General features: G+C 70.6%; 7 protein-coding genes. 5 read left to right on the top strand and 2 right to left on the bottom strand.

Annotation, left to right across the window (positions count from 1 at the left end; all coding sequences use genetic code 11):
* Window positions 1-25: 25 nt before the first annotated feature.
* Both Cco03nite_RS10635 and Cco03nite_RS10640 read right to left on the bottom strand, forming a co-directional pair.
* Complete coding sequence (locus Cco03nite_RS10635; RefSeq protein ID WP_203691760.1) at window positions 26-757, bottom strand: DUF899 family protein; 732 nt, start codon at window positions 755-757, stop codon at window positions 26-28.
* A 157-nt stretch (window positions 758-914) separates the two neighbouring features.
* Window positions 915-1,742, bottom strand: coding sequence for a hypothetical protein (locus tag Cco03nite_RS10640; protein WP_203691762.1), 828 nt, complete (start codon window positions 1,740-1,742; stop codon window positions 915-917).
* A 232-nt stretch (window positions 1,743-1,974) separates the two neighbouring features.
* Between Cco03nite_RS10640 and Cco03nite_RS10645 the strand changes: the two genes are divergently transcribed.
* From Cco03nite_RS10645 to Cco03nite_RS10665, 5 genes are all read left to right on the top strand, one after another.
* Complete coding sequence (locus Cco03nite_RS10645; RefSeq protein WP_239167279.1) at window positions 1,975-2,238, top strand: phosphopantetheine-binding protein; 264 nt, start codon at window positions 1,975-1,977, stop codon at window positions 2,236-2,238.
* Entirely contained in the window at window positions 2,235-3,623 is a 1,389-nt protein-coding gene (locus Cco03nite_RS10650) for a condensation domain-containing protein (protein WP_203691766.1), read from the top strand. The genes Cco03nite_RS10645 and Cco03nite_RS10650 overlap by 4 nt, the downstream gene beginning before the upstream one ends.
* A 33-nt stretch (window positions 3,624-3,656) precedes the next feature.
* Complete coding sequence (locus tag Cco03nite_RS10655; RefSeq protein WP_203691768.1) at window positions 3,657-4,991, top strand: MFS transporter; 1,335 nt, start codon at window positions 3,657-3,659, stop codon at window positions 4,989-4,991.
* A 45-nt stretch (window positions 4,992-5,036) separates the two neighbouring features.
* Window positions 5,037-5,246 (top strand): MbtH family protein, encoded by a 210-nt coding sequence (locus Cco03nite_RS10660; protein WP_275412027.1) that lies wholly within the window; start codon window positions 5,037-5,039, stop codon window positions 5,244-5,246.
* Between the two features lie 68 nt (window positions 5,247-5,314).
* A partial coding sequence (locus Cco03nite_RS10665) for an AMP-binding protein (protein WP_203691770.1) occupies window positions 5,315-6,198 on the top strand: 884 nt, incomplete at its 3' end.

Here is a 6,198-nt window from a genome sequence, read left to right on the forward strand (position 1 = left end):
GACGTCGGTCCGAGGTGGGGCCTGCCTACGCGGCGGGTTCGCCGGTGACGTCCCATTGCGCCAGCGGGCGACCGTCGGCACGCCACTGGTGCTGGCCGGCCGGGATCTTCGGCCAGCCGTCAGGGGAGTCCTCCCACGCCTCCTGGCGTCCGAACGCGGTCCGGTCCAGCAGGCTGTAGGACCAGAAGCCCGCCTCGTTGCCGCGGCCGGTCGCCCAGTAGGTCTCGTAGACGCGGTCGTCATCGTCGCGCACGTAGCAGCCGAGCCAGCCGAAGTCCCGGCCGGCCAGCAGCCCGTCGCCCGAGTCGCGGGCCGAGTACCAGGGTGCGGTGTAGCCCATGAAGTCCGCGTACTCGCGGCTCTCCTCGTAGGCGCCCTCGCAGAAGTAGGCGAGTGTCACGTCGCGCGCGTGCAGGTGCGCCAGCGGGCCCTGGATCTGCGACGCGAAGTAGGTGCAGCCGATGCACTGCCCGTCGGCCGGCTCGCCGTCGTGCCACATGTGGAAGTAACCGACGAGCATCCGCCGACCCTCGAAGGCGTCCAGGAACGGAACCTCGCCCTTCGCGCCGACCACGGTGACGGACCCGGGAATCTCGATCATCGGCAGCCGGCGGCGCTCCGCGGCGATCGCGTCGCCCGCGCGGGTGTGCGCCTTCTCCTTGACCAGCAGACTGGCGCGGGCAGCCTCGTACTCGTCGCGGCTGGTGGCGGCTGGCAGCGCGGAGACCGCCAGCGGCTCGGTGGGTAGGTGGCGCACAGTCGCTCCTTCGTATCGACAGTGCCTGACGTTCGACGCTCAGGCCACGCTTGTCCAACCTAGTCCGGATGCGGCACGTGAACCAGTCGGCGGGGCGGCCCGGTCGGCACGGTTCTGGTGATCGGGCCGGACGGTCGTGCCCGGACAGGCAGGGCCGTCAGCGGTCTGCAGCAGGAACGCCCGCTGTCCCGGTGATGTGGTCGACGAGCAGGTCGGCGAGCTCCGGCACGAGGATGTCGTCCTCGTCGAGCAGGGGGAATCGCACGATCCGGTATCCGCGCGGCGGATCGATCGGGATCACCGGACCAGGTGCCGTCGCCTCGATGCTCACCACGTCCACCCCCGCCGACAGCCGGGGCGGTCGCGCGTCGGCGCAGGCGAGGACGAATGCGAGCCACGCGCGGTAGCGCGAGAGCAGTTCGCCGAACGCCTCGTCCTCGGTCGCCAGGCGGTGCCGCGCGGCGAGCCTGGCGAGCTGCTGCGCAAGGTGCGCCCCCATCCACGCGACCAGGTCCTCGGCGCTGCGGGAACCGTCGGGCACCGGCGGATCCGCCGCGCCGAGTCCGATCAGGTACTCGTGGAACGTCGCGAAGGCCGCCGCCCGGTCCTGCCCCGCGGGCCGGACCAGCACCACCTTCACGCCGCCCGGCGTGACGCGCTCCAGCAGCCCGGCGACGCGCAGCGCCAGGCCGCCGGCACTGCAGTATCCCACCACCGTGGGACGGTCGGACGCGCCGCGCAGGCCGGCGATCCTCGCCGCGTACTGCCCGGCGAGGACGTCGAGCGACCGGAACACCGGGCCGTCGAGCATCGGGCGCAGCGGATCCACCTGGTAGAGCGGGCGGTCGTCGAGGCGGCCGGCCAGCATCTCGCTCAGCCTCGGCGAAGCGCTGTACGTCGGGAAGTCGATGACGAAGACGGGATCCGCGCCGCCGTGGCCGAGCCGCTGCACCGCGAAGGGATCCGTCAGGACGTGGTCGATCACTGCTCACCGCCGTGAGGGGAGGGTCGCGTGCATTCCCACTAAAGGTGTCAGCTCCGCGCCCGCCGCACGTCTTCGGAAATGCGCGGCCTGGTTCCGCGAGCCGACAGGACTTTTTCGAAGAAGACCGGGCCACGGCCCGGTGCGAGTCTCAGTGCAACGGGCCGCCCTCGGGTCGCCCCGCTGATCCAGATCCCTGCCTTTCCCCTCGGTCGCAGATATGAAGGAGCCGGCCATGACCACCCCGATCGATCACCAGATGGACGATGCCGTCCACGACTTCCGAGCAGATCGGCTGTGCGCCATCTTCGCCGACGTGCTGGGCGTGGCGACGGTCGGTGTCGACGACGACTTCTTCGACCTCGGCGGGCAGTCGCTGCAGGCGATGCTCATCGCCGCCCGGATCAGGAAGGAACTGGGCACGGACGTCACGCTGATCGACCTCTTCGACCACCCGACCGTCGGCAGCCTGCTGACGAAACTAGGCCCGTCATCATGATCGACGACCTGACCCGCGCGAGTGAACGCTCGGTCGCGCCCGGCGCGCCGATCGACGGACGGTTCCCCCTGTCGAGCATGCAGGAGGTGTTCTGCTCCGACGAGCGGCACATGACCGACCGCTTCATCGTCGTCAACGCCTGGCGCGTGCGCGGCCACGTCGACACCGCGGCGCTGCAGGGCGCGCTCGACGACCTGGTCGCCCGGCACGAGATCCTGCGATCCGTCTTCGGGCACGACGGCGGCGAGCCATATCAGCGGGTACTGCCGCCCTGCGCGGTCCCGCTGCTGGTGGCCGACATCGAACCCTTCACCGGCCGCAGTCGCGAGATCCGGGCCGAGGAGCTGATCATCGAGGCCGAGGTCGGCCGGCTCGACCCGAGCGAGCTGCCGCTCATCCGGGCGCAGCTGCACCGCTTCGACGAGCAGGACTCGGTGTTCGTCCTCGTACACCACCACCTGGGCATGGACGGCCGGTCAGTGGGCGTGGGGATACGCGACCTCGCCGAGTTCTACGCGGCCCGGGTCGCCGGCCGTGAGCCCGCGCTGCCCGAGGTGAGGCAGGCACGCGACTTCGCGCTCTGGCAGCGCGCGCGCAGCCGCGAGTGGGACAGCGCCGAGGGCGCGGAGATCCGGGCGTACTGGCACGACCGGCTCGCCGGAGCGCAGATGTTCACGCTGCCGACCGACCGGCCGATGCCCGAGCGGTACACGGTGCCCTATTCGGAGCACGTGTTCGAGTACGACGAGGAGTTCACCTCGTCGATGGCCGTGCTCGCCAGGCGGGAACGCTGCTCGCTGTTCATGCTGCTGCTCGCCGCGATGGCCGTGCTGGCGTACGAGATCCGCGGGGTGACCGACACCTCCTTCCGCGTCCTGACCTCCGGCCGCAACGAGGTCGCCTTCCAGGAGACCGTCGGGCTGCTCATCGACTTCCTGCCGATGCGTGTCGAGATCGCCGACTGCGCCAGCTTCCGCGACGTCCTCCGGCGCACCCGCACGGCGGTCGCCGGAGCGTTCACGCACGAGATCCCGATGGGCGAGATAACCAAGCTGGCACCCGATCTGACACGGCCGGAGCAGAACCCGTCCGACTGCTTCATGAACTTCATCTTCCACCAGCAGCCCTCGGCAGCCGAGACCTATCCGATCGGCGACGGCGCGGTGGAGATCCGCGAGCGCGTGCTGGAGCCCGAGCAGACCGGTGACATGCCCTTCGGTTCCTCCTGGAACCTGGAGGTCCTTCCGTCCGGCCGGTTCGGCGGCGGGGTCCTGTACAACCGGGACGAATTCGACGAGTCCACCATCGCGCGCTGGACTGGCGCGTACCGCCGCATCCTCCAACGCGCTGTCGCGGATCCCGGCGCTCCGTGGCGCCGGCTCTAGCCCTCTGTCGCGAAATCGAAAGGACGACCTTCCATGATTGACCAGGATGCGCGCCACGCCCTGCGGCACCGCAACTTCTCGCTCTTCCTGCTCGCGCAGACCATCTCGTTCCTCGGCAACGGGGTGTTCCTCGTCGCGCTGCCGCTGGAGGTGCTCAGACTCACCGACGACCCGTTCATCGTGGCCATGGCGGTCGGCGCGGACACCCTCGTCACCGTCGTCTTCATGCTGATCGGCGGAGCATTCGTGGACCGGCTCTCCCGCCGCTTCGTGATGATCACCACCAATGTGATCTGCGGCCTGGCGATCGGGCTGGTGTCCGTGATGAACGCCGTCGGCCAGGCGCACGTGTGGGCGCTGGTCGGGGTGGCCTTCGTCTTCGGCCTGGCCGACGCGTTCTTCCTGCCGGCATCCACCGCGATCATGCGGGAACTGCTGCCGGCGAACCTGATGGTGGCCGGCAACTCCCTGGTCACGCTCGGCCGGACGGCGACGCTGTTCGTCGCGGGACCGGTGCTCGGCGGCGTCATCGTCGTGGCGATCGGACCGGCCTGGGCCTTCGGGCTCGACGCGCTCAGCTTCCTGATAGGCGCCGCCGGCCTGCTCGCCATGCGCGGAGTGACGCGCACAGCGCCCGAAGCAGGGAGCGAGGCCGACGGTGCCACGTCCGTCCGCGAGGAGATCCGCATCGGGCTCGCCTACAGCCGGTACCGGCCGTGGCTGTGGTGGAACATGATGGCGGTCGGCGTGGCGAGCTTCGTCGGCTTCATCCCGCTCGCCCTGCTCGCGCCGCTGCTGCTGCGGGACGTGCTGCACGCCGGCCCGGTCGCCTACGGCATCAACGTGGCCGTGAGCGGCATCGGCGGCGTGGCCGCGGCACTGCTGAAGAAATCCCGTGACCCGAAGCTGCGGGTGCCCGCGGTCTGGATCGGCTTCGGCGCCTCAGGACTGGCCGTCGTCCTGCTGGCCGTGTCGCCGAACATCGTCGTCGCGACCGTCGCAGGGGTCGCGTATCTGTTCGGCGTCTCCTACGGCAACATCAACTGGTTCGCTCTGATCCAGGAGCAGGTGCCGACCTCGCTGCAGGGCCGGGTCTCGTCACTCGACTGGATGATCTCCCTGTTGCCGGGCCCGTTCGGGCTGGCCGTCGCCGCCATGGCGGTGGACGCCGTGGGCGTGCGCTGGACCATGGCCGCAAGCGGAATCCTCATGGTGCTCGCCGGATCGGTCGCGCTCCATCACAAGGTGCGTGATTACACGTACGTGCGCGGCGGGGCCCAAGCCGAGACCGAGACCGAGACCGACGTCGAGGTCGAGAGCGCCGGCGCCCAGAAGGCCGCAGCGGTCGCCTCGGCGAACCTCGGCTGACCGCACCCCACCCACCCGCCGACCACGAGCGAAAAGAGCCCGATCATGGCCAACCCCTTCGACGCCGAGGACGGCGTCTTCCTGGTGCTGCGCAACGACGCCGAGCAGTACAGCCTCTGGCCTGAGGCCGTCGACATCCCGGCGGGCTGGACGGGAGTCTTCGGCCCCGACAGCCGCGCGGCCGCCATCGCCTTCGTGGAGGCGAGCTGGACCGACCGCCTGCTGCGCCCCGTTCGCCACGCCGACCACGGCTGACGTTGCGACCTGCGCATTCCGCCGACTTCACCGCCTCCGCGAAGCGCGTACCCACGAAGGAGCCCGCCATGTTCGACGACTGCAGCACCAACACCGCCTCGGCCGGGTCACTGGCCGGCCTGTTCGAGGCTCGGGTGCGGAGGTGCCCGGATGCGGTGGCGCTGGTGGACGGGCGGCGGGAACTGACGTTCGCCGAGCTGAACACGCGGGCCAACCGGCTGGCCCGCCATCTGGTGTCGGTGGGCGCGGGGCCGGGCCGGTTCGTGGCGGTGGTGCTGCCCCGGACTGTGGACGCGCTGGTCGCGGTGCTCGGGGTGGTGAAGTCGGGGGCCGCCTACGTGCCGGTGGATCCGCGGTGGCCGGCCGAGCGGGTGCGGTTGGTGTGTGACGAGGTCGAGCCGGTCGCCGTGCTGGACGACCCGGGCCTGTTCGAGCGGCTGGGGCAGTGGCCGGACGGCGATCTGGCGGTGCCGGTGGACGCCGACAGCCCCGCGTACGTGATCTACACCTCGGGGTCCACGGGCCGGCCGAAGGGTGTGCTGGTCTCGCAGGGCAATGTCGTCAGTTTCCTGTCCTGGGTCGAGGGCGAGTTCCGCGACGGCGAGTTGTCCCGGGTGCTGGCCGCGACGTCGCTGGGTTTCGACGTGTCGGTGTTCGAGGTGTTCGGCACCTGGGTGGCGGGCGGTTGCGTGGAGTTGGCGCGTGACGTGCTGGCATTGGGCGAGCTGCCGGCGACGTGGCCCGGAACGCTGGTCTCGGCGGTCCCGTCGGCGTTGGGTCAGGTGCTGCTGGACGGGCCGGTCTTCGCTTCGGTGCGTGCGGTGGTGCTGGCAGGGGAGGCGCTGCCGCGCAGCGTGCTGGAACGTGTCCGCACCGTGTTCCCGTCGGCACGGGTGCTGAACATGTACGGGCCGACCGAGGCGACGGTGTACGCGACCGGGTGGCGTGCCGG

It is taken from the genome of Catellatospora coxensis (genome assembly GCF_016862635.1).
GTDB lineage: Bacteria > Actinomycetota > Actinomycetes > Mycobacteriales > Micromonosporaceae > Catellatospora > Catellatospora coxensis.